The sequence below is a fragment of the Bradyrhizobium sp. I1.14.4 genome (genome assembly GCF_050435825.1).
Lineage (GTDB): Bacteria > Pseudomonadota > Alphaproteobacteria > Rhizobiales > Xanthobacteraceae > Bradyrhizobium.
The window spans coordinates 180,775-203,935 of the sequence record NZ_JBNDLA010000008.1; the positions used below are offsets into that span (position 1 = coordinate 180,775).

The 23,161-nt window shown below is 65.1% G+C and carries 24 protein-coding genes and 1 pseudogene; 6 read left to right on the plus strand and 19 right to left on the minus strand.

Annotation, left to right across the window (positions count from 1 at the left end):
• Window positions 1-21 precede the first annotated feature (21 nt).
• On the plus strand, window positions 22-1,806 hold the full coding sequence (locus tag ABIB78_RS18620; RefSeq protein WP_429027134.1) for a serine hydrolase: 1,785 nt from the start codon (window positions 22-24) through the stop codon (window positions 1,804-1,806).
• A 257-nt stretch (window positions 1,807-2,063) separates the two neighbouring features.
• Here ABIB78_RS18620 and ABIB78_RS18625 read toward each other — a convergent pair whose 3' ends face one another.
• A complete protein-coding gene (locus ABIB78_RS18625; RefSeq protein ID WP_429027137.1) occupies window positions 2,064-2,783 on the minus strand; it encodes a DnaJ domain-containing protein in 720 nt (239 codons plus the stop codon).
• Window positions 2,784-2,912: 129 nt separating this feature from the next.
• On the opposite strand from ABIB78_RS18625, the gene ABIB78_RS18630 reads away from it, so the two are divergent.
• Window positions 2,913-3,320: a DUF302 domain-containing protein gene (locus ABIB78_RS18630; protein WP_429027140.1), complete on the plus strand. Its 408-nt coding sequence runs from the start codon at window positions 2,913-2,915 to the stop codon at window positions 3,318-3,320.
• A gap of 12 nt (window positions 3,321-3,332) precedes the next feature.
• Here the strand turns inward: ABIB78_RS18630 and ABIB78_RS18635 are convergent, their stop codons facing one another.
• Both ABIB78_RS18635 and ABIB78_RS18640 read right to left on the minus strand, forming a co-directional pair.
• Window positions 3,333-4,073, minus strand: a complete 741-nt coding sequence (locus ABIB78_RS18635) for a VWA domain-containing protein (protein ID WP_429027142.1) — start codon at window positions 4,071-4,073, stop codon at window positions 3,333-3,335.
• A 98-nt stretch (window positions 4,074-4,171) separates the two neighbouring features.
• On the minus strand, window positions 4,172-5,113 hold the full coding sequence (locus ABIB78_RS18640; protein ID WP_429027144.1) for an alpha/beta fold hydrolase: 942 nt from the start codon (window positions 5,111-5,113) through the stop codon (window positions 4,172-4,174).
• A gap of 431 nt (window positions 5,114-5,544) precedes the next feature.
• Here ABIB78_RS18640 and ABIB78_RS18645 point away from each other — a divergent pair, with 431 nt between their 5' ends.
• On the plus strand, window positions 5,545-5,727 hold the full coding sequence (locus ABIB78_RS18645) for a hypothetical protein (RefSeq protein ID WP_429027146.1): 183 nt from the start codon (window positions 5,545-5,547) through the stop codon (window positions 5,725-5,727).
• 20 nt (window positions 5,728-5,747) lie between these two features.
• On the opposite strand, the gene ABIB78_RS18650 is transcribed toward ABIB78_RS18645, so the two are convergent.
• Entirely contained in the window at window positions 5,748-6,671 is a 924-nt protein-coding gene (locus tag ABIB78_RS18650) for a division plane positioning ATPase MipZ (protein ID WP_429027149.1), read from the minus strand.
• Window positions 6,672-6,953: 282 nt separating this feature from the next.
• Between ABIB78_RS18650 and panC the strand changes: the two genes are divergently transcribed.
• Both panC and ABIB78_RS18660 read left to right on the plus strand, forming a co-directional pair.
• A complete protein-coding gene (panC, locus tag ABIB78_RS18655) occupies window positions 6,954-7,805 on the plus strand; it encodes a pantoate--beta-alanine ligase (protein WP_429027151.1) in 852 nt (283 codons plus the stop codon).
• Window positions 7,806-7,950: 145 nt separating this feature from the next.
• Window positions 7,951-8,697: a hypothetical protein gene (locus ABIB78_RS18660; protein ID WP_429027153.1), complete on the plus strand. Its 747-nt coding sequence runs from the start codon at window positions 7,951-7,953 to the stop codon at window positions 8,695-8,697.
• 67 nt (window positions 8,698-8,764) lie between these two features.
• On the opposite strand, the gene ABIB78_RS18665 is transcribed toward ABIB78_RS18660, so the two are convergent.
• The 5 genes from ABIB78_RS18665 to ABIB78_RS18685 all read right to left on the minus strand — a co-directional run bounded on the left by ABIB78_RS18665 (window position 8,765) and on the right by ABIB78_RS18685 (window position 11,982).
• Complete coding sequence (locus tag ABIB78_RS18665; RefSeq protein WP_038385799.1) at window positions 8,765-9,205, minus strand: DUF1489 family protein; 441 nt, start codon at window positions 9,203-9,205, stop codon at window positions 8,765-8,767.
• A 119-nt stretch (window positions 9,206-9,324) separates the two neighbouring features.
• Window positions 9,325-10,269: a hypothetical protein gene (locus ABIB78_RS18670; protein WP_429027155.1), complete on the minus strand. Its 945-nt coding sequence runs from the start codon at window positions 10,267-10,269 to the stop codon at window positions 9,325-9,327.
• A gap of 154 nt (window positions 10,270-10,423) precedes the next feature.
• On the minus strand, window positions 10,424-10,627 hold the full coding sequence (locus ABIB78_RS18675; protein ID WP_429027158.1) for a hypothetical protein: 204 nt from the start codon (window positions 10,625-10,627) through the stop codon (window positions 10,424-10,426).
• A gap of 218 nt (window positions 10,628-10,845) precedes the next feature.
• Window positions 10,846-11,214 carry a YidB family protein gene (locus tag ABIB78_RS18680; protein ID WP_429027160.1) on the minus strand — a complete coding sequence of 123 codons (369 nt, stop codon included), beginning with the start codon at window positions 11,212-11,214 and terminating at the stop codon, window positions 10,846-10,848.
• 114 nt (window positions 11,215-11,328) lie between these two features.
• Window positions 11,329-11,982: a glutathione S-transferase family protein gene (locus ABIB78_RS18685; RefSeq protein WP_429027161.1), complete on the minus strand. Its 654-nt coding sequence runs from the start codon at window positions 11,980-11,982 to the stop codon at window positions 11,329-11,331.
• Between the two features lie 117 nt (window positions 11,983-12,099).
• On the opposite strand from ABIB78_RS18685, the gene ABIB78_RS18690 reads away from it, so the two are divergent.
• Complete coding sequence (locus ABIB78_RS18690) at window positions 12,100-12,777, plus strand: DUF599 domain-containing protein (RefSeq protein WP_429027164.1); 678 nt, start codon at window positions 12,100-12,102, stop codon at window positions 12,775-12,777.
• Window positions 12,778-12,790: 13 nt separating this feature from the next.
• On the opposite strand, the gene ABIB78_RS18695 is transcribed toward ABIB78_RS18690, so the two are convergent.
• From ABIB78_RS18695 to ABIB78_RS18740, 10 genes and pseudogenes are all read right to left on the minus strand, one after another.
• Window positions 12,791-13,681: a hypothetical protein gene (locus ABIB78_RS18695; RefSeq protein WP_429027165.1), complete on the minus strand. Its 891-nt coding sequence runs from the start codon at window positions 13,679-13,681 to the stop codon at window positions 12,791-12,793.
• A 184-nt stretch (window positions 13,682-13,865) separates the two neighbouring features.
• The gene (locus ABIB78_RS18700) at window positions 13,866-14,651 is read right to left on the minus strand and encodes an aldo/keto reductase (RefSeq protein WP_429027168.1); all 786 of its coding nucleotides are present in this window, start codon (window positions 14,649-14,651) and stop codon (window positions 13,866-13,868) included.
• Window positions 14,652-14,723: 72 nt separating this feature from the next.
• Window positions 14,724-16,055, minus strand: coding sequence for a cytochrome-c peroxidase (locus ABIB78_RS18705; RefSeq protein WP_429027171.1), 1,332 nt, complete (start codon window positions 16,053-16,055; stop codon window positions 14,724-14,726).
• Between the two features lie 24 nt (window positions 16,056-16,079).
• Window positions 16,080-17,723: a phospholipase C gene (locus ABIB78_RS18710; RefSeq protein WP_429027411.1), complete on the minus strand. Its 1,644-nt coding sequence runs from the start codon at window positions 17,721-17,723 to the stop codon at window positions 16,080-16,082.
• 347 nt (window positions 17,724-18,070) lie between these two features.
• Window positions 18,071-18,376 (minus strand): annotated as a pseudogene (locus ABIB78_RS18715) (helix-turn-helix domain-containing protein); the annotation flags it as partial.
• A gap of 112 nt (window positions 18,377-18,488) precedes the next feature.
• Window positions 18,489-19,373, minus strand: coding sequence for an alpha/beta fold hydrolase (locus ABIB78_RS18720; RefSeq protein WP_429027173.1), 885 nt, complete (start codon window positions 19,371-19,373; stop codon window positions 18,489-18,491).
• Window positions 19,374-19,402: 29 nt separating this feature from the next.
• A complete protein-coding gene (hydA, locus tag ABIB78_RS18725) occupies window positions 19,403-20,815 on the minus strand; it encodes a dihydropyrimidinase (protein WP_429027175.1) in 1,413 nt (470 codons plus the stop codon).
• Complete coding sequence (locus ABIB78_RS18730; protein ID WP_429027177.1) at window positions 20,815-21,579, minus strand: aspartate/glutamate racemase family protein; 765 nt, start codon at window positions 21,577-21,579, stop codon at window positions 20,815-20,817. The genes hydA and ABIB78_RS18730 overlap by 1 nt, the downstream gene beginning before the upstream one ends.
• Window positions 21,576-22,367, minus strand: a complete 792-nt coding sequence (locus ABIB78_RS18735) for a GntR family transcriptional regulator (protein WP_429027179.1) — start codon at window positions 22,365-22,367, stop codon at window positions 21,576-21,578. The genes ABIB78_RS18730 and ABIB78_RS18735 overlap by 4 nt, the downstream gene beginning before the upstream one ends.
• Window positions 22,364-23,140, minus strand: coding sequence for a maleate cis-trans isomerase family protein (locus tag ABIB78_RS18740; RefSeq protein ID WP_429027182.1), 777 nt, complete (start codon window positions 23,138-23,140; stop codon window positions 22,364-22,366). The genes ABIB78_RS18735 and ABIB78_RS18740 overlap by 4 nt, the downstream gene beginning before the upstream one ends.
• Window positions 23,141-23,161: the final 21 nt, after the last annotated feature.

The window sequence follows — 23,161 nt, forward strand, 5'->3', positions numbered from 1 at the left end:
GAAATTGGGACGGGGAAGTAGATGCTTCGAACAACCTTTGCCTCCTCGCGGGCGCTGCGAGTTGGCGTTCTTGGGCTCGTTACCGTCACGACGGCGATCCTGATCACCAGTGATAGCGCGGAGGCGCGCCGTCACCGGCGTCATACCGCCCGTCATCACCACAGCGAGGACGCGCGCGAAAGCTACAGCCCGCAATTCGCGTCGATCATCGTCGACGGCAATACCGGCTCGGTGCTGACATCCAACAGTCCCGACGGCCTGCGGCACCCCGCCTCGCTCACCAAGATCATGACGCTCTATCTGCTGTTCGAGCGCCTCGATTCCGGAAAGATGAAACTCGACACCGAGATGCCGGTTTCCGAGCATGCTTCCGAACAGGACCCGACCAAGCTCGGCTTGCGGCCCGGCCAGACCATCAAGGTCGAAGACGCCATCAAGGGCCTCGTCACCCGCTCCGCCAACGACGCCGCGGTCGTGATCGCCGAGGCGATCGGCGGCAGCGAAGATGACTTCGCGCGCATGATGACCCGCAAGGCCCGCGCGCTCGGCATGAGCCGCACCACCTATCGCAATGCCTCCGGCCTGCCCAACGACGAGCAGATCACGACGGCGCGCGATCAGTCGACGCTGGGCCGTGCCATCCAGGATCGCTTCCCGCGCTATTATCGCTACTTCTCGACGACGGCGTTCAATTTCCGCGGCCACACGATCACCGGTCACAATCGTCTGCTCGGCAGCGTCGAAGGGGTCGACGGCATCAAGACCGGCTACACCCGCGCCTCCGGCTTCAACCTCGTGACCTCGATCCACCGGGGCAACCGCTTCCTGGTCGGCGTGGTGCTCGGCGGCCGCAGCGGCGGCTCCCGCGACGCCATCATGCGCAACCTGCTGGCCGAGAACATCGGCAAGGGCGCGGCCACCCGCACCGCTGCCGCGATCACCGAGCGCAACCCGGCCGACGCCAATGTCGAGGTTGCCGATGCCGACAATGCGCGCGCCGCGGACACGTCGCCGGCTGCGGCGTCGGAGCCAGCCGCTGCCGCCATGCAGGCGCCGCGCCCGGCCAACAAGCCGTCGCTGATGGCGGCCGCCGCCGCCGCCCTGCCGCCGCCCCCGGCAAAGCCCGAGCCGCAGGCCAAGCCCGAGCCGGCGCCGCTGACCAGCGGCGTAATCCAGGCCCAGGCGATCGCCGCGATCCCCGGCTCGGCCGAACCGATGAAACCGGTCAAGGTGAAGACCGTGCAGGTCAAGGCCGGCCCGGTCAAGCTCGCCGCCGCCGGTCCGGCACAGTCCGCGCCCCCGATCACCAACACAATTCCGTCGCGCGGCGAGATCCCCGAGACCTCTAATGCGATGATGGCGCGGGCCGCCGAGACCTCGAGGCCCGAGATGCCGCCGCAGCCGGCTAATTTCGGCACCGGCAACGGCATCCTCGGCGTGCTGCCGGCCTCGGCCGTCCATGCGCCCACCCCTGCGGCGCCGCAGGCGGTGGCGTCGATCGAACCCACCCGCAGCCTGCAGGCCGCCCCGCAGACCAGCGCCGTCAAGCCGGGCGTCGCGCACACCGGCTGGATCATCCAGGTTGGCGCGCTGGAGTCCGAGGGCGAGGCCAACAAGCGCATCGACCTCGCGCGCAGCTCGGCCCGCGGCCTGCTCAGCAAGGCGGACCCGTTCACCGAAGTCGTCGCCAAGGACAATCGCAAGCTTTATCGCGCCCGCTTTGCCGGTCTTGAGCGCGATCAGGCCGAAGCGGCTTGCAAGACGCTCAAGCGCGCCGAGATCTCCTGCATCACCGTTCGCAACTGATCGACGCTATCTGCTGATTTCAAAGGGCCGGCGCCGCAAGCGCCGGCCCTTTTGCTTGGCCTTTTGCTTGGCATGCCGCCCGCGAGAACGACCGGCTGTCGGCACGCGGCGCAACCATGAAAACTTCTCGTCAAGACTTTACGGTTAAGTTTTCCCGAAAGAACGATCGGCCACGCCGGACAGCGGCGGGCCACACGGGGCATCAATCAGAAGCGGAAGGCAGCTCTCGGCTGTGGCGTTGGTAGCGTAGCCGGAGTTTAGAGATGCGTGCGAAGCAAAGTATCCTTGGCCTCGTTCACACGGGCGGCGAGGTACGTCGAGCCCCCCTGGTCGGGATGGAGTTTCTTCATCAGGGTGCGGTGAGCACGGCCGATGTCGTCACGCGACGCTCCCGGCTGCAGGCCAAGGATCTGATAGGCCTCCTCATCGGTCATTTTGCCGCTCGCCGCCGCACGGCCCTGCCCCCCTGCCCGGTCGCCCTGTGCGTCCTGACGCCAGGCGGGAAAACGGCGGTCCAGATAGCTTTCAAGTAGCGCGACGCTTTCGGCGTCGAAGCTCGGGACCATCGCCAGCAGCTGCGACAGGTCGAACTCATCGAGCATGCGGCCGGCCTGCGGTCCCGCCACGATCTGGCCCGTGAGCACGCCGCTGCCGTGATCGAGGCTCATATCGAGATAGTGCGAGCGCACCCGCGAGCTTTGTCCGGGGCTGCGCGAACCGCCGAACATGCCGCCGAAATTGGGAAAGCCGGTGCTCCCGAACGGCGACCAGCCGAGCAGTCCGGCGCCAAAGATGCCGAGCGGTATTGCTACCGCCAGCTCGCCTCGTACCCCGGTGAAGGCCGCAACGGCAAGCGCGAGCACACCGCCACCGATCTTGATCGCGCGCGCGAGCACAGCGGGATTGGCCGCACGAAACATCTGCAGCGCGGAATAAAGGACGACAATAGCGACGACGCCGGCGATCAGGGTTGGCATGCGCGGAATATAAGCGGCCCGGCGACAAAAAGCATGCGAAGCTTCGTCTCACCGGAGCGTGAAGCGCCCCCGCGTGGCGCTGCTTCCCGCGATTGAGGAGCTTGCGCCAAGTGCGCCGGAGGAAGCTTGATGGCGATTGACGGACTGATCAGCCTTCGCAGTGATGCCGGGCCGAAGCAAACCGCCGACCGGCTCAAGGCCGAACTTCAGGCGCGCGGGCTGACCGTGTTTGCGCAGGTCGATCATGCCGCTGGCGCCGCAGCCGCCGGTCTTGCGCTCCGCCCGACCGAGGTTTTCGTCTTTGGCAATGCGAAGGGTGGCACGCCCTTGATGCAGGCAGCGCAGACGATCGGGATCGATTTGCCGCTCAAGGCGCTGGTCTGGCAGGACCAAGCCGGCGACTGCTGGCTCTCCTACAACGATCCGGCCTGGCTCGCCGCACGGCACGGCGTTGCGGAAGCGACCAGGCAGGTCACGGCGAACATGTCGGCGCTGCTCGGCGCAATTGCGAAAGCCGCAACGTCGGGCGGAGCCTGACGCGACGCGGCGCTATCGCATCTGGCCGATCAGCCGCGCTGCACCACTCGTGGTCTTCGCCAGCTGCAGCAGCGCCTCGCGGCCGCCGGCAGCATAGGCTGCGGCGGCGCGCAGCAACTCGCGGAGCTGTGCAGCCGCGCCGGGATCGAACCTGCACCATGCGCCGCCGGTCAACCGGGCGATCTCGCGAAACGTCTGCTCGGCAGCCGCATCCTCGCCTTCCTGGAACATGAAGACCGGCACCTTGAGCAGACCGAGTTCGCCGGCCTTGGCACAGAGGTCGTCGGCGCTCTCCTCCATCGCATCGCCCACGAACACCAGCGCGCGCACGCCTGAGGCGACCGCCTCGCGGCGCGTCTCCGACAGTACCTTGCCGATCTGGGTATTGCCGCCCTGGCAATCGATCTTGCTCATCAGCCGCGCCAGCTGCGCACTGTCGGAAATCCATCCGGTGGCACGGCACTCGTTGAAACCGCGATAGTAGACGAGGCGGATATCGAGGCTGCCGAGAGAGCCGGCCTCGCGGAACATGTCCGCCTGGAGCGTGCACGCCATGTCCCATGTCGGCTGCCGGCTCATCGTGGCGTCGAGCGCGAACACCAGCCTGCCGCGCGCGCCGGCGCGATGCGGCGACATCGCCCGCGCCTTCGCCACGAACGCGGCGATGTCGTTCGAACTCGACGCCGGCACGTCAGGCGCATTGGCGGGACGTACATCGCTTCCGGATGTCGGTTTGATCGTCTTGCCGGCCATCAGCGCTTGCCTCGTATAGCAAACACTATGTGGGCCGCCGCATCGGATTGGTCAACGTGACGGGCCTCTCTGCCCGGATCGGATCCCGGGCAGCCCTGTCAATTCGTGACCGACGGATCCTTCTTGGTCTCTGTCTTGGTCAGCGAAAGCGACTTCTTGAGCTTGTCGGTCAGGGTCTGAGGCTTCTCGACCGGCACATAGAGCGAGACCGGACCGGGCTCCAGAATCTTCGGCGGCGCATTCGTGGTGTCGACCGGTGCGACAGCGCTGTCGGTGTCGGCCAGGAATTTATCGAGCATGGCCTGGATCGAGTCCTTGGCCTTCTCGGGTCCGGTGTCGCGCATGTCGTTGTGCTGGAAGTTGGTGTTCACAACGGTGATGCCGGCCTTCTCGCACTCCTCCTCGTCCGGCACCACGCCGGGATCGGGCTTGAAGTGCGAATCGTGAGACCGGAATGAGAGAATCTTGAACTTGCCGTCGGTCGTGAACGGCACCCGCAGATTGTCCAGCGTGACGACCTTCTTGATTTCATCCGGATACTGCTTGGCGAAATACATCGCTATGTCGCCGCCATTGGAATGGCCGACCATCGTCAGCTTGCTGTAGTCCGCGTTCGGCTCACGCTTCTTCATCTCCTCGATCGCGAACTTGATGTTGGTGATGCCGCGCTGATACTGCGGCAGGCGCCCGACATAGAGCTCGCCGACCTTGGTCACCATCGGTCCGTCCGACGGCAGATCGTTCTGAATGCTGATCGTCAGATAGCCGCGCGCCGCGAACACGTTCGCGAGGAAGGAATATTCGGTGAATTTAACGGTATTGCCATGATTGAGGATCGCAACCGGAAGCTTGATCATGCCAGCGTCGGCCTGCATCTCCTTGTCGAAGCGCACGGCAACATCGACCGCAACCGGCCGCTCATCGCGCGTCGGGTCCTTGAACATGAGAGTTTCGTGACGGATCGCCCACTTGCTCGCAGTGAAATAGGCACCCGTGATCACCACGGAGAGCGAAAGCAGAACGAGAATTCCACGCTTCATGACGTCCTCGAGGTGCCCGCCTTTGACAGGGCGATTTTGGCAGGAGGCTCTTCGGCCTCCTTTTGAGAATATATGTCACAGCGCCGTGACAGGAAGTCCAAATATTGTGGCTTCGGTGGCATAACGTTGTGCGCCGCACCTATAGTTTGTGCAAGTGCACAGGCCTCACCGCGACGACTCGTGCTCTCCTCTACCCTTCGATGTGAGTTCCCAAGGTTGCGTTCGAACCTTGGATCGACGTTGAGGAGTAACTGGATTTGGGCAGCTTTGTTCCGTCTTTTTGGCCGTGCTGTGACCAAAATCACCGGAAAACCACGGATTTCAGCCGATTTCGGTGTAGATAATCAGCTTCGGACCCGGATCGTCATTCACCTGGAAGCTGGCGTACTCGAAAATTCGGCCGGACACGCTTGGGGTGGCTGCGCACCTTCTTGCCGGCGACACTACCGCCGACGTCATGGGTTCCCCCACCAGGCATCGAACTCGGGACAACCGCGGCGGAGCCTGGCCAGCAGGTCGACGAAAGCGCGATCGATCACGTCAACGATGCCGAGGCGCAGGCCGCCGCCAACGGCGGACCGTTCGGGATGACGGTGCTGGAACCGAACCGATAGGCCGGCACCGCACGCCAATCCTAGTTACCGATGATGTCGTGGACCTCGAGCGGCTTGTCGACCTGGCTGAACCATTCGGCCCGGTTGGCGGCCCGGCGGCGTCCGCGCTCGTCAAGCGGCAGCTTGAGCTGGCGCAACAGGCTCATCACCTCCTCGCGGGCGGTGACGTGCCCCAGGCTCGGGCGGGTGCCGAGCGTCGCCTCGTCGATGTCGTCGAGCGCGGTCAGCCCACGCGGGAAGAATTCGCGATAGACCACCCGCTCGGCAAAGCCGTCGACCGAACGGAATCCGAGCCGCAGCGACAGCTGCTTCAGGCCGTCGGCGACCAGCTGCTTGTTGCGCGAGCCGAGCATCGACAGCCGGTTGCGCACCACGATCCAGTCGGTCGAGGCGCCGTCGAGTTGGCGGCGCTTGCGTCTGACGTCGCGCACCATCTCCGCGTAATGGCTCTCGCCGGTCACCGCGTAGGTCGCGGGATCGACGGTGCCCAGCACGTCGAAATCGAGGAAGCTGTCGTTGATCGGGGTCACCAGCGTGTCGGCCATCGAATGCGCGAGCCGCATCAGGTAGCTGTCCGAGCCAGGAGTATCGATGACGATGAAATCATAAGCACGTTCCACTGCGCTCACCGCGGCCATGAACTGCTGGAATTCGGTGTTCTCGTTCTCCTCGATCTGCATCGTCTCGCCGTACCTGATGCAGTGGTGCGCGGGGAGTTCGAGATCGAGCCCGGAGCGCCGCGCCCAGGCCTGACGATTGCTGATGTAGCGGGTGAAGCTTTGCTGGCGGCAGTCGAGGTCGATGCTCGCAACGCGCTGTCCGGCCTTCATGAGCGCGACGGCGATATGCAGGGCGGTGGTCGACTTGCCCGAACCGCCCTTCTCGTTGCCCAGCACAACGACATGCGCGGAGCCGGATTGACCCTGACTAGCCTGCACCAACATGATTCAAACCCCGGCAATGATCTTCAAATCGAGCGCCGCTGCGGTCAAGTGAAATGCATCACTGCGACAGGAAATCAATTGCAGCCGTCCTCAATGATGAATCGATCAGCTGCGTCGATCGATGGCACGGCGCCTGTGACCAGCGCGCGTGCGGGATCGCGTAATGCTTGTCGCGGCCGTTTGCCGACAGCGGTTCGGTCTTGGTAAGCTGCGCTACCTGCCGAATGCCAAACCTTCCACCCCAATTCGTCCCACCCAGATTGCCCCACGAGCCGAGACCAGATGCCGCGAAATCCCACCGTCGTCCGTACCGTCCCAGCCCTTCGCCGCGCCGTCGACACCCTGCGCGCCAAGAAGGCGACTGTCGCTCTGGTTCCAACCATGGGTGCCCTCCATGACGGCCATGTATCGCTGGTACGGCTTGCCAAGCGCCGCGCAAAGCGGGTCGTCGTCTCAATCTTCGTCAACCCGACCCAGTTCGCGCCGACGGAAGATTTCGGCTCGTATCCGCGCACCTGGAAGGCCGACCTCGCCAAGCTCGCCGCCGAGGGCGTCGACCTGATCTGGCATCCCGAAGTGAAAGCGATGTACCCGGACGGGTTTGCCACCAGGATCGTGCCGGAGGGGCCCGCCACCGCCGGGCTCGAGGATCGCTTTCGGCCGCATTTCTTCGGCGGCGTCGCCACGGTGGTCGGCAAGCTGTTCACGCAGGTCCGGCCCGATGTTGCGATCTTCGGCGAGAAGGACTTTCAGCAGTTCCGGGTTGTGAGCCAGATGGCCGCCGACCTCGACCTCGGCGTCAAGGTGATCGGATGCAAAACAGTGCGCGAGCGCGACGGCCTCGCGATGTCCTCGCGCAACGTCTACCTTTCGCAAGAGCAACGGCGCGCCGCCCCCGAACTCCATCGGGTGATGAAAGAAGCGGCGGGCCGGCTGCACGCCGGCGAGGACACCGCAACCGCGATGGCCGCCGGCGCCGCGCTGATCACGAAAGCCGGCTTCGTGCTCGACTATCTCGAAGTTCGCCACGCCGCCACCCTGGCGCCGATCGGCTCGCTGAAGGATGGCCCGGCGCGGATGCTGGTGGCGGCGAGGCTCGGCAGCACGCGCCTGATCGATAACATCGCAGTCTAAAGCAGGATCCGCAAAAGTGTGATGCGGTTCACGCCCAAACGAGATGCGAACGTGTAAGAGGGCTCAGCCTCATCCGCGGCGCCCGGGGCGTGCTTGCGCCGTCCCCGCGACGCCTGGATGATCGCGCCTTTCAGAGGCGATCGGAATGAGCAGTTATTTCAGGCAGGGCATTCTTCTTGGCATCGCGCTGTTGGCCGCAGGCCTCGCGCAGGCGCAAATCCGGCCGCCCGTCGGCGGGGTCAATTCGGCGCCCGGCGCGATGATCTTCTATGTCGCGCATGGTGCACCGGATGCCTGCGGCCCGGGCTGCTCGGACTGGATCGCGGCCGAGGGCGCTGTGCAATGGGACACCTACAAGCGCCTGCTGGCGATCCTCGACCGGCAGAACGGACGCAAGCTGCCGGTGGTGATCAACATCAAGGGGAATTCCAATCTCAATGTCGCCTCCAGCCTCGGCCGGATCCTGCGCGATCGCGGGATCGATGCCGCGGTCGCGGCGACCGACGTCGTGGCCTGCAGCGGGAAATCCGAGGAGGAGTGCTTCGCGCTCAAGCGGCCCGGCGGGCCGCTCGATGCGAGGGAGAAGCTGTCCGGCACTGCCTGCGATTTCGCCTGTGTGCTGATGCTTTCGGGCGGCGTGCATCGCAGCCTGCCCGCCGGCAGCCGTGTGGTCCTGAGCGGCATGGCGATCAACAACCGGCTCGCGCCCAACGTCTCACCCGAGCATCGCGAGAGCCTGACCTCGATCTTCACCGACCAGTTCCGAAGATATCTCGGCGAGATGGGGATCGATCACGAACTGCTCGACGTCGCCGTCAGCAATGCGGGCGGCGGCCGCTATGTCGAGATTCCGGCGTCCGAATGGGGTCGGCTCCATCTCGTGACCGAGTAGCAGTAATCCTCGGCTGCCGCCGTTCGATCGCTCACAGCGATCCGGTCGCTCACAGCGATCCGATTGCTCAGAGCAAGCCGAGGTCGCGCAACTCGCGGCGCATCGGCTCGGGCATCGATGCCACGCTGGCCGCGCTCGACTTGGTGAGATCCGCCGGGGCCGAGTCCGCGGTCAGGTAGCGCCAGCCCTGGAACGGCCGCATCGGCCGCGGCGAGACGGCGATCACCTTGGGCTGCATCACCAGCCGGCAGCGTCCGATGCCGTCCTTGTCGCGGAACGGCTCGATCGCGATGATCTTCTCGCGTGCGGCGATCTCGCCACGGATCACCCAATAGAGCGAGCCGCCGGCAAGGATCTCCTCCTCGCGCTTCGGCGTCATCCGCGTGACATGGACGTGACGGAGCGGCAGGCCCTTTTTCTTCGCGGTCGCCATCCTTTCGGCGACCCAGCCCTTGAGTTCCTTGACGGAGTCGCAACCGACGGCGAGCTTGATGAGATGCAGCGGCATGCGCCGGATGTAGCGGCCGGCGAGCGCTTTGGAAAGGGAGCGATATAGGCGGCAGTGGATATCGGGATTTACTGCACCGAACGGAGCGATGACGACGGCTCAAGCCGCCGTCTTCACGCTTACTCCTGGTTCGCGGCCGCCGGCGCACTCGCTGCGGCTGGTGGCGGCGGCGGCGCTGGCGCGGCCGGCGCGATCTGGACCGGACGCTTCGCCGCGGGCGCCCGCTTCGGGGCTGCGGGAGCTGCGGCAGCGCGCGCGGCCGGCGGCGGCGCCGCTGCGGCCGGCTTGGCCGGTTCGGGTGTCATGATGCTGACCGGCGGCGTCGACGACGCGCTCGGGAACTCCGCATTGGTCGGCTTGCCGGTCGGCATCGACGGCGGCAGCGCCGCGACCAGACCGGTGGCGGCCGACGCCTGCGCTCCGGCCGGCGCGTTCCAGGACCCCGCGTAGCGCGTGATCAGGTTCTCGTAAGTCCGCTCGTTCATGTTGGCGATGATCTGATGATTGTCGCCGAGCGAGCGGAACGCCGGGCACGCGGTCGGTGTGCAGTGGTCGCGCGCCATCAGCGCATAGGCCACCAGGCCGTACCGGTCATGCTCGATGGCGCGGCGCAGCGCCTGCAACTCGGTGGTTGAATTGCGCTCCGCGGTTGCGAGATCGCCGAACGCGGTCAAGCGCGAGATCTGCGCTGCGGCATAGCTGACCGCCGCCGCGGCGGTATCCGATGAGCCGAACAGCACCTTTTCGCAGGCGTTGAGAACGGCGTCTCCAGCGAGGTCGTCGACGCAGGCCAGCGCCGGCACCGTCTGGCCGGTCAACTGCGCCGTCCGTGCATCGGCCGGCGCCGCCTGTCCGCCCGGGCCGAAGCCACGAATCGTCGCGGCGACCGCAACCGCGATCGACAGCAGCGTGATCACGGTCAGCGCGCCGTTGGCAACGGATTTTTCCGCACGCAGCAGCGTGACCAGAACGACGATCCCAAAAAACCCCGCAGCGGCCAGCGTCAGCCACATCGGGAAGGTCGGTGAGCGCCAGATCTGATCCAGCGAGGAAGCCCAATTCATGCGCGATGTCCCTCAACGCAGCGTAAGCACAATCGGCGACGGCGAACGCCGCCACCCCGACGTCCAACCTTCAGCACAATGGGTCTGCGAACAGGGCCTTTTGACGGCGACGGCGCGAAACCCGCTCCAGCCACCGGCTTGCGCACAAGCTCCTTCAGGACAGCGCGAGCTGACTCTCCTTGGCCACCCGTTCGAAAGCTTCGGTCGAGCTCTTGATGCGATACTGGCAATCGTCACCATCGGTCGGCAGCAGGCGGATCACCTCATAGGTGCCACTCGCAGCCGGGCGCGCCACGTTGCTGGCCGTGAAATAGACGGTCTCGCCAATCGAGTACTTATGCTTCAACGCCCTCTCCATTTTCTTAGAGATTGCCGGCCGAACTGACAGTCCCGATAGCTCTGGCCGGCATTTTGAGAACCCCGTGACAAGATAGCACATCGCCCCGCCCCAAATCCAGCAAGATTGGGGCATGGCGTAGCTGCGATTTTTGCAGGTTTTTCAGCGCGATAGGCAGCAAATTACGTGCCAATCAGAAATTGAACGCCGAGCTCGGCCGGAACCCGGTTCCACCAGGCTCAGGCGGTATGCGGCAGCTTGCCGTTGGGGCTTGCGCTATCGACCGCCGCCGGAAGTTGCTGGGCGAGCACCTTGGACAGCTGGTCGACCGGAATGTTGAATTTGGCGGCGAGCTGCTTGACCGTGTCGCTGCCCAGCACCTCCTGGAGCTGTTCAGCCGAGATCGGTAGGTTCTGGCCGGTGCCGATCCAGGATTTGACCTGCTCGCCGAGCCCCGCCTGCTCGAGCTTGGCGACGATCGCGGACAATCCGCCCTGCCCGCCATTGCCCATCACCTCGCCGAGCACGACCGGGATCACGGCCGCCCCGAGCTGGCCAAGCATGCCTTTCAGCTCCGGCGAATTTTCCAGAGAATCGAGAATGCCCATCGTCTAAGTCCTTTCACGACTTGCAAAACCAGCCTTCCGGATTCGACGCCTTCGGCCGCGCGGCGTCAAGCCGCGATCTTTGCAACCGCTGTCACAATTCGGAAGCGCAAGCCGTCAGGCGTCCTCGAATCGGTCGATCCGCAGCGTCTCGGCGAGGCCGTCGCGAGTCCATTCGGCAAACGCCGGAAGTTGCATCATGGCATCGACATAATGCTGCGCCTCGGGCTTCACCGGGATCGCGTAGGTGCGGAAGCGATGCACCACCGGGGCATACATCGCGTCCGCCGCGGAGAATGCCCCGAACAGGAACGGGCCCTGCCTGCCATGGCGCGCGTGGCACTCGGCCCAGATCTCCTCGATCCGCGCCACATTGGACCGCGCGTCGTCCGACAACGCGACAGCGCGGATCGGCCGGTGCAGATTCATGCCGCATTCGCTGCGCAGCGGTACGAATCCGGAGTGCATCTCCGCCGAGATCGCGCGGGCGTGCGCGCGCGCGGCGCGATCCGAAGGCCAGAGCTTCGCCTCGGGAAATTTCTCGGCCAGATATTCGATGATCGCGAGCGAATCCCACACCGTGACGTCGCTGTCGATCAGCGTCGGCACCTTGCCGGCCTTGCTGAAGCTGAGGATGCGGTCCTTGTCGGCCTGGTCCGTATAGAGCGGAACGAAGATTTCCTCGAACGGGATGTTGTTGGCGCGCAGCGCCAGCCAGGGCCGCATCGACCATGACGAATAGTTCTTGTTGCCGATGACGAGCTTGAGCATGTCCGGGAATCCTGTTGCCAGGGTAGTTTGCCATAGTGCATTGCACGCGTTCAACCTGTACGTACATGACGCGGGATGCAGCGCGGACCAGCAGCCGCGTTCACGAAGGAAGGCACCATGACCGGCTATTGGGTCGACATCCTGGCCGTGAGCTTCTTTGCGCTGGAATGGCTGGTCTACGCCATCACGCTGGAGCACACCGCCTATGGGCGCGACAGCCTGTCGGCACGGATGCATGTCTATCGCGAAATCTGGGTCAGGAACCTGCTCAATCGCGACGCGCGGATGGTCGACATGCAGATCATGACGTCGCTGCAAAACGGCACCGCGTTCTTTGCCTCCACCAGCCTGATCGCGATCGGCGGCGCGCTGGCGCTGCTGCGCGCCACCAACGACGCGCTCGCCGTGCTCGGTGCGCTGCCGGTCAACCTCACGCCCTCGCCCGCGCTGTGGGAGGTCAAGTGCATCGGGCTGATCCTGATCTTCATCTACACCTTCTTCAAATTCGCCTGGGCCTATCGCCTGTTCAACTATGTTGCGATCCTGTTCGGCGCGATGCCGCCAGCCGGCCAGCGCGATACGCCGGAGGCGGAGGCCCATGTGATCCGCACCACCCGGCTGTTCGAGACCGCGGGCCGGCACTTCAACCGCGGCCAGCGCGCGTTCTTCTTCGCGCTCGGCTATCTCGGCTGGTTCGTCAGCCCCTGGGTGCTGTTCGCCACCACCGCCGCGGTCGTGATCGTGATCTGGCGCCGGCAATTCGCCTCGAATGCCTGGCAGGCGATGGGAAGCTGACGCTTGCCTCCGCTCACGACGCAAAATCGCGCGGCGTGAAATCGAGGTCGAGCACCTTCCATTCGCCGTAGCGATCCCGCGGCAGCATCGCATAGGGTTGGCAGGCCTCGAGCGCTTTGGTCGCGCTCTGCAGCAACAGCGGCCCCTTTGCCGATGCGGTGGCTTCAATCAGCAGGGGCGACGAGGCGAGCTTGCCGTCAGGCTTCATGAACACCCTGAGCTTGACCTTGACGTCATCGCCCGCGCTCAGCGTCGGCGGGAGTTTCATGCAGGTCTTCAGATGGCGTCGGAATTCGGCGGCCACGCTGGAGCCGACATCGGCCTGCTCGGTGGCCGCGGCATCGAAATTGTCCTTGCCGGGACCGGCGCCGAACGGCGCGTCGGCGGGCGGCTTCACGGAGATGTCGGGCGGCAGGCCAAGCATGACATTGTATTTGACGGACAGGTCAGGCTCGGGCTGCGTAGCGGCAGGTGGTGACGGCGGCGCCTGTTGCGGCGGCATTGGCTGGGGCATCGGTGGCGTCTGAGGTGCCGGCGCCGTAGGCGGCTCAGCCGCGGCATGTTGCGGAGCCGGGCTGGGCTTGGGCGCAGACGGCGTCGCCTGCGTTTGCGGCGGCTCCGGCGTGCTCTGCTGCGGCTGTGGCGCGGCCGCCTGCGCTGATGGTTCGGGCTTGGCTGACTCCACCGGCTTGTCGAGCGACGGCAGCTGCAGTTCGGGGGTCGGCGACGGATCGGGCTTGATCTCGCTCTTAGCGACCTCCTGCGGCGTCACGATCTCGACCGGCACTGTGTCAGCGGCGACGGGATCGAACTGATGGACCTCCGAATACAGGAAAATCAGCGCGAGCAGCATCAGGTGCACCAACACCGACGCCATCAGATCCGCGTTTGGCCGGAACTTCATCCCACTCGATCACGTTCGCGAGTTCTCGCCGCCGGCTACAATACCGGCTGGAACCCGCCTGCCTCAATCCCCATTCGATCCCAACCCGCGATCGGCCAGCGGCCAATAGCATGATCCGGATCAGTGCCCAGCCATTTTTCCGAGACTTGATGCCCAGGCAAGGACCCCAATGCGCCACGGGGCCTCATCGCCCGTCGGCGCTGCCCATCGCCGAGATCTCGCGCATGTCCTCGTCCGACAGCTCGAAATCGAAGACGTCGATGTTTTCCTGGAGCCGCTCGAGCTTCGAGGTGCGCGGGATCGCGGAGACATTCTGTTGCACCAGCCAGCGCAGGCAGATCTGGGCAGCGGTCTTGCGATAGCGGTCGCCGATCCGTGCCAGCGCGCGGTCATTCTTGACCCGCCCTTTCGCGATCGGGCTGTAGGCGACGAACGCCATGCCGTGGCGGGCGCAGGCCTCGATCAGATCGGCCTGGTCCAAATAGGGATGGTACTCGACCTGGTCGCAGGCGAGCGGCTCGGGGCACGCCGTCACCGCCTCCGCGATCAGCGCCACGTTGAAGTTCGAGACTCCGATATGCCGCGCCAGTCCCGCCTGCCTGACCCGCGCCAGGGCGCCGAGCGTCTCGGCAAGCGGCACGTGCGGATTGGGCCAGTGCAGCAGCAACAGATCAACCTCGGTCAAACGCAACCGCGCCAGGCTCTCCTTGGCGGAACGTTCGAGATCCTTTGCCATGAAATGCGTGGTCCAGACCTTGGTGGTCACGAACACGTCGTCGCGCTTGATGCCGGAGGCGCGCAGCCCCTCGCCGACCTCGCGTTCGTTGTCATAGATCTGGGCGGTGTCGATGTGCCGGTAACCGAGCCGCAGCGCCTGCTCGACGATGCGGGCGCAGGTCCGCCCGCGCAGCTCCCATGTCCCGAGCCCGACCGCGGGGATTTTGGCGCCGTTGCCTTCGACGACATTCATGCGCCCATTATGCGCGCATGACGAGGACCTGCCAACTCAGGTATCGGTTCCGCGATGGACCGATGCGGCGGCTCACCGCTCCGGCTGGTAACCGTCGGTCAACGTCTTCAGGAAGGCGATGATGTCGGCTTCATCCTGCGCCGTCATCGCAGGAGTGTCGCCCGGATGGCGCTCGAAGGGCGGATCGCTGACGTCGACATTGCCGTGATACTTCTCCGGCAGGTCGTCGTATTTCCGCACCGTTCCGTCGGCGGTACGCGGGAACACCTTCCCCGGATTGGTATCGCGGAAATTATAGAAATCGAGCACCTGCTCGAGGCTGGTGAAGACGCCGTTGTGGAAGAACACGCGGCGGGTTGCCGTGTTGCGCAAGGTCGGCGTCAGAAACATCCCGCAATATTGGGTCTGCTCGGCAACGTCGGTGCGATACGGGCCGCAGACCCCGAGATCGAAATAGTTGGGATCGCGGTTGCCGGCGAGCGCGGCGTTGCGTGGCGCGCCGAGCGCCTCATACTGATGGTCGGTGAACAGCGGCGGCAGGCCGTCGCGGGTCGGCGCCGACGTATGGCAGCCGGCACAATTGGCCCTGTCCGGATCGTTGAACAGTTGCAAGCCGCGCAACTCGCTCTCGCTGAGCCGCGCCTTGCCCTCCAGCCAGTAGTCGAACTTGCTGCTGTAGGGATGGAAGCTCGGCTCCTCCACCTGATAGCGCGCGACCGCGAACATCGCCTCCGCCACCAGCAGCCGCGTATTGTCAAAGACCTGAGCGCCGAACAGTTCGGCAAAGCGCGGCGCATAGCTCGCCCGGCGCAGCTTCTGCGCCACCACCTCGATGCTGCCGCCGTCCATCTCATTGGGATCGAGCAGCGGAAAGATCGCCTGGTCCTGCAGCGTATCGGCGCGGCCGTCCCAGAACAAACCGCCCTGCGGCACGATGTTGACCGCGGACGCAGCAGTTCCAGTCGCGACCTTCTTGGCGCGCGTGGCCTGCCGGCCGAGCGCCGCCAGTTGCGCGAAGTCGACGACATTGTCGTCCTGGTCCTTCTCGGGCCCGATACTGAAATTCGGTTGCCGCTCGAGATAGGTCAGGCTTGGCACGGCGCGCGTGCCTTGCCGGGATTGCGCGGGTCCGCCGAGCATGACCGGCCCATCATCGGGCGGGCCGTAGGCGTGGTCCGGACTGTGGCAGGAGGCGCAGGACAATGCGCCCGACGACGACAGCGACGCGTCGAAGAAGATTTTCCGGCCGAGTTGTGCCATGCCGGACAGCGGGGCGACCGGCGGACGCCGGAGCTGCACCGGGTTTGGATTTGTCCCCGGAAGTCCTTGCGTCTCGACTGCCGCAACGGCGCCGGCCATGCAGAGCAGGCCGGCGCCGAGAAGCCACAAATTGCGGCCGTTCATATGACGTCCAGTGATCCCAGAGCGTTAGTGATGATGATCATCAGACGAGCTGACGATAACCGTGCCGGCGGTCGGATCGAGGAACAGCTTGTTCTGCCGATCGTCACCGTCGTGATCGTGACCGTGATCGAAATCGAACATGTCCGCGATCGATTCGACGCTGTCGTCGAACGCGCCGCCGCCGAGACGCTGGCCGTGCAGCCAGTTGTCTTCGATGAAGCGCACCACGGAGGCCTGCGAGATGCGAGTGTGGCTGACGAAGTTCGTCTTGGCGTAGGGCGAGATCACCAGGAACGGGACGCGCGTGCCGGGACCGCAACGGCCGTTCACCGGCTGGCCGTTGAGGCCCTTCGGCTGCGTCTGCTTGCCGATACCGCGGCCGCACTGGCCGGGACCGTTGACCTGATCGGCGGTCGGATCATACGACGCGCTGGTCGGTGCAAGGTACTGGTGGTCGTACCAGCCGTCGGAGTCGTCGTAGGTGACGATGACCGCGGTCTCGCGCCACTCCTTCTGCTTCTGCAAAAAGTTGATCAGCTCGACATTGCCGGCCTGCTCGTCGAGCGGATCGGAGTTGCCGGGATGACCGTCCTGATAGGCCGGCATCTTGATGTAGGAGACCGCCGGGAAGTTGCCGGCTTTCACCGAAGCGTAGAAGTCCTCGAGATCGTAGGCATGATTGGCCGGATCGAGCGTCTTGCTGCCGGGAACGTAGGTGTGGCCCACGGCGTTCACCGAGCTCGGCCGCGCATGGGTCGGGTTGGCGGTCGACTTGTAGTACTGGAACCAGGCGTGGTGCGGGATGTAGTCCACGATGGTGCCGTTGACGTTGCTCGAGAAGGTACTGCGGGCGCAGTTGCTGGTGCCGTTGCTGTTCTTGAGCGTCAGGTCGAAGCCGCCCATGAAGCTGCCCCAGCTGATCTGCTCGGCGTTGAGCAGGTCGCCGATGTTGTTGCTGGTCATCAAGACTTGGCTGGTCGTGCTCGAGCAGGAGTCGTAAGCAGGGTCGGTATCACCAATCAGCGTCAGGCCGCCCTGGCCATCGGCGATCGACGATGACGTGCCGATGATGTTCTGCGCACCGTTGGTCTGGCCGGAAACCACCTCGAGCGCGCCGGGCGTCGACGGACCAAAAGTGTCGGTCCAGCTATTGTCGCTCATCGCGAAGTTCTGGGCGTAGTTCCAGAACGCCGTGACGGTGTTGCCGTCGAAATAGCCCATCACCTGCCCGTTGGTGCCGAAAGCGCCGACGCCGCCGGCAGTGCCGCGGCCGGTGAATTCCGGAAACAGGTCGTCCTTGCCGTTGTCGACCGCCTGCTGCTCGGGCGTGTAGGCATGGTTCTGCGATCTGGTGTTGGCCTGCGTTCGGTCGAGACGGAACGGATTGGTCGCGCCGGTGCCGTTGGCCGGATTGGTGTTCGGGTTGTTGGTCAGCAGATTGGCGTTGGCGAGGTTGTTCACCTTCGGCGTATGCGGCTTCGCGGTGAACGGAATGGAGCCGGTCGGGTTGGCCGCATTCGGATAGGTCGCGAAATAATGATCGAACGAGCGGTTCTCGTTGAAGATGACGACGAGATGCTTGATCGGAGTTTGCGTGTGGATGTCGTGCGGATGATGATCGTGACCGTTGTTGCCTTTGTTGTCGTCTTGAGCCGCGGCGCCGCACATCACCGCAGCGGCAGCAACCAGACAGACTCCGACCGTCGAAAGAAATTTGGCTTTCACCGTAGTGCCCCTTGATTTTACAGATTTATGACGTCGACCTGCGACAAGTTAGCCACCACCGGTGACAGGTCTGTGTCAGTTGTGTGCAATCACCAGTGAATGCGATGACGAATGGCGCGCACGCATGTGCATCGGTTGCAGCAGACATCGAGTGATCAATTTCCGCGCGCATGACGCCCCTCTTCGTCAGCTTCACGCGATGCGGCGATCTGCGGACGCGGCTCGATCATCACTCAATGCAAGATCGGAGCTGTCGCGCTGCAGCGTGTGCTGCGCGCATCACGACCACATCACGACTGCGCCCGCTCGCGCGCATACTGCGTCGGCGGCGGTCCGACATGGCGGGTGAACGCGACGCTGAAAGCGCTCGCGGAGCCGTAACCAACACGCTCCGCAATTTCGGCGATACCACTTCGGTTCTGCCGGAGCATGCTCTCCGCCATCGCCAGCCGCCAGCCGAGCAGATACTCCATCGGTGCGACGCCCACCGCGCGGTTGAAGCGCTCGAAGAACGCTGAACGAGAGAGCGCCGCCTCCTTCGCCAATTGGGCGACCGTCCACGCAGTGGTCGGGCTCTCGTGCATGCGTCGTATTGCACGCCCGGATTGCCACCCGCGACGCAGTACGTGAAGTTCGTCGGATCGAGGGGCCTGTCCCGGCTTGACCCGACTCGGACACGGCACCGGCGTCTTTTTTGGATTTGCTGCTTTAGTCCTTCATCCCCGTAATCGAGGCGCTGACGGCTCTGGGATCGCGCTGCGGCCAGCGGCCGCTTTCGACCTGCGCCAGGAAATCGCCGACGATCCGGTTGTATTCGTCGGGCTCCTCGATGTTGATGGCGTGGCCGCAGTTCGGCATCACCGCAAGCGCGGCCGATGGGATGCTCTGCTTCATCAGGATGCCCGGCAACAGGCATGGCCAATCCTCGTCGCCGGTGATGATTAGCGTCGGCACCGTGATGCGCTTCATCTCGTCGACCAGCGTGTAGAGCGACGGACGCTCCTTCTGCACGCCCTGCTGGGTGTTGGCCGATCCCGCGGCCGAATGCTCGGCCAGCATGGCCTTGAACTCGGCGTGGCCGCGCGGATCCTTGTTCTCGTACTGCACGCGCGTCGGCCCGTAGGCGTAGCGCTCGGCGAAGGCCGGCATGCCCTCCTTGCGGATCATGCCCGCGATCACGTCGGCCTCGGCGCGAAACGTCTCGCGCTTGTCGAGCTCGGCGCCATAGCCGCAGCCGCCGATGCACAGCGACAGCGCCCGTGTCGAGTGGCGCAGACCGAAATGCAAAGTCGCGAAGCCGCCCATCGAGAGGCCGACGATATGGGCCTTCGGCGCGCCGATATGATCCAGCACGGCCAGGATGTCGTCGGCGGCGCGCGCCTGCGAATAGGACGAGACCTGCTCCGGCACATCCGACGGCGGAAAGCCCCGCGCGTTGTAGGCGACGGTCCGAAAGCGCTTGCCGAAATGCCGCATCTGCGGCTCGTAGCTGCGCAGGTCGCCGGCGAATTCGTGGACCAGGATCACCGGATGGCCGGATCCGGTCTCCTCGAAATAAAGACGTACACCGTCATCAGTTGTCGCATAGGGCATGTTGATCTCCTGCCTTCTTGCTTCGCACTCTAGGGAATGGTCGCTCCTGGCTGCGGTTTGGAGCGCGGCAAATACGTGCCGTGGTCCTTGCCACCGACCAGCGTGCCGTCGTCGACGACCACCTTGCCGCGCACCATGGTCAGTACCGGCCAGCCCGTGACTTCCAGTCCTTCATAGGGCGTGTAGTCCGCGCCGTCATGGATCAGCTCGTGGCGGATCGTCACCTTGCGCTTCGGGTCCCACAGCGCGATGTCGGCATCCGAGCCGACCGCGATCGTCCCCTTGCGTGGGTAGAGGCCGTAGATCTTGGCATGGTTGGTGGCGCTGAACGCGACGAAGCTGTTGAGGTCGATACGGCCCTTCACGACGCCTTCGGAAAACAGGATCGGCAGCCGCGTCGCCACGCCCGGAATTCCGTTCGGCACCCAGCGGAAGCTGGTGCGCCCCTTCGGTGCAAGCTTGCCCTGCGGGTCGTCGTAGCGGAACGGACAATGGTCCGACGAGAACACCGAGAACACTTTTTGCTGCAGGCCTTCCCAGCAGGCCAGCTGGCTGGCGGCATCGCGCGGCGGCGGCGAGCAGACGTATTTCGCGCCTTCCATGTTGAGCTGATCGAGATCCTTTTCGGTCAGCATGAGATATTGCGGACAGGTTTCTCCCATCACCCGGAGCCCGCGCTGCTGCGCGCGCCGAATCTCGTCCATCGCCTCCCGGTTCGAGACATGCACGATCATAACAGGAACGTCGACAAGCTCGGACAGCGAGATCGCGCGGTGCGTCGCCTCGCGCTCGACCGGGATCGGCCGCGAGGTCGCGTGGAAGCGCGGCGCGGTGTTGCCGGCGCGCTCGAGCCGATCGGTCAGGAAGCGGATCGCATCGAAATTCTCCGCATGCACCATCAGCATCGCGCCGGTCTCGCGCGCCACCGACATGGTCTCGAGCAGTTCGCGATCCGACAGCGCCAGCCCCTCATAGGTCATGAAGACCTTGAGCGAGGTGTAGCCGTCCTCGACCAGCGCCGGCAGCTCCTGGCCGAGCACGTGCTCGGTCGGGTCGGTGACGATCAGATGAAAGGCGACGTCGACATGGCATTCGCCTTCCGCCAACGAATGATAGTGCTTCAACGCCTCGCGCAGCGTCTGGCCCTTCTCCTGCAGGCAGAACGGCAACACCGTGGTGTTGCCGCCGAACGCCGCCGAGCGGGTGCCGCTGGCAAAGCCGTCGGCCATCACGATGCCGTCACCCGACGGCTGGGCGAAATGGACGTGGCTGTCGATGCCGCCGGGCAGCACCAGCCGGCCGGTCGCATCGATGATGTTCGGTGCCGTACCGAGATCGTGTCCAAGCGCCGTAATCTTGCCGTCGCGAATTCCGACGTCGCAGGCGAAGGTGTCGGCAGCGGTCACGACGGTGCCGCCGCGGATGATGGTATCGAAGGACATCAGCGGGTCCCCTCCTTCGGTGAGCGATGTTCGATGATTGCGGCAAGCGGCTCGGCCAGCCCGCACGTCGGCTTCGGATCGGGACGGCGGAAGGTGCCGGCCACCGCCTTGCGCGGCTTGAGCACGGCGAGCGTCTCCGCCTGGCGCACCGCGGCCGCGACGGGATCGACCACGGGCACCGGAATGCGATCGCGGACTTTTGCCGCGAGTCCGGCGAGCGGCGCGCCTGACAGAATGACGATATCGGCGCCATCCTGTTCCACCGCCCGGTTGGCGAGTGCGACCAGCAGCTCTTCCTTCTCGGCCTGCACCTCCGAGATCGACTGAAACGCTCCGTCGAGCGTGCGGATGCCGGCACAGCGTGAACTCAGTCCGTGCATGGCGACGCATTCCTCGTACCAGGGCGCCAGCGCGCCGGCGAAGGTCACGATCGAGAACCGCCGCCCGAGCATGCAGGCGGTGAGCATCGCGGCCTCGGCCAATCCCACGACCGGAAACGCAAACAGCTCGCGCGCGCCGAACAGGCCGGGATCGCCGAACGCGGCGATGACAGCCGCATCGATGCCGGGGCCAGCCTCGGCCAGCATCTCCAGCGCGATCGCGCCGCCGATCTGCGCCTCGGCGCGGGTCGCGATATAGGGCACGCCGCGCGAGGCGGTCGCGGGCACCAGCTCAGTACCGGCCGATGCCACTTTGCTGCCGGCTGCATGGAGCAGATCCGTCACCGCCACCGTCGTATTGGGATTGAGCAGCAGGATCTTCATGGCGCAGCTTTCCTCATCTTGCGGCCGCGCGGCTTTGCGGGAGCGTCCGGCGCCGCGGCGTTATCCGCCGGGGTATCCAGCGTTTCGGCGACGATCTCGCCGGTGCGGCGCACGTGATTGGCCAGCACCTGCCCGGCACGGGCCGCATCCCGCGCCCTTAGCGCGGTCAGAATCTCCTGGTGCTCGCGCACCGATTCGTCCCACCGCCCGAGCACCGACAGCGCGAAGAAGCGCGCGCGCTCGGCCCGCGCCAACAGCGCCTCATGCGTCGCCTTCAGCACCGCATTGCGCGCAAAGCCCACGATCGCCGAGTGGATCAACTGGTTAGTCTGGAAATAGTCGCGCAGCTCGCCGCGGCCGTGATGCCACTCGATCTTGTCCTGCAGCGCCTCGAGCCGTTCGAAGTCGGCTCCCTCCATGCGGAGCGCGGCAAGCTCCGCGGCGCAGCGCTCGATGCCGCTGACGGCCTCGAACAATTCGGTCAGCTCGGCGCGGCGGAACGGCGCGACCACGGCGCTGTGGTTGAGCCGCAGCTCTACCAGGCCTTCACTCGCCAATTGTTTCAGCGCCTCGCGCAGCGGGGTCCGCGAAATGCCGAGCGCATCGGACAGGTCCGCCTCCCCCAGCGACTGCCCCGGCGCCAGTTCGCCGCGCACGATCATGGTGCGCAGCCGCGCCGCCGCCTGCTCGTGCAGTCCGACCCGCGGCACGCGCAGGCGTCGCCGTTGCAGCGCCGTCATCGCGCGCTTGGGTTCCTTGCTACGTCTGGTCGCCCTGGCTTCAGTCACCGCACGCCTTTATCGTTTTGATTGGAGATCGCGGTCGCTGCGCGCAGATCGGGGTCGGTGAACAAGCTGCCCCAGCCTTGCACCCGCGACGGATCGCAGCCCGCCGCGGCGAGACACGCCCACAGCGTCACCGCAATCGAATCCAGCACCGGCACGCCAAACCCACGCTCCAGCCGCTCCGCGGCGCCCGCGCCGCGCATGTTGGTGCAGAGCACGACGGCGGCATCGCAGCCTTCGCGCACCACCTGCTCAATCATCCCGGCGACCTCGGCCTCGCTGACCTCGGCAAAGGAGAAATTGTCCTGCAGCGCGAGATGCCGCTCGGCGAAGCAATGCAGCCCCTCCGAATTCCAGTTGGCGATGATCTTGTCCTGGACATCCTTGCGATACGGCGTCACCAGTCCGATGCGCTTGGCGCCGATCCGCCGCAGCAGGTCACGATAGGCCAGCACCGTGGTGCAGGCCTTGATCCCGGTTGCCGCCGTGATCTGCTCGCAAAGGCTCTCGTCGCGATCGAAGCCGAGCCAGCTTGCCGAGGTGCCGTTCCAGGCGATGACGTCAACCTTGGCATGCGCGAGCAATTCCGCCGCGCGAAGAATCTCGCTGGCGTCGAACTGGCGCAGCGCCTGTTCCGACAGCGCGATCTCGGTCACCTTGAAGCGAGAGAAATGCGCCGAGACGTCGTCGACGCCTGATAGCATCGCGCAGGTGATCGGCTCGAGTGCGGTATTCGACGACGGCGTCAGCATGCCGAGCCGGACGGGACGTGTCATTCGTGAGCCTCATCAACCGGC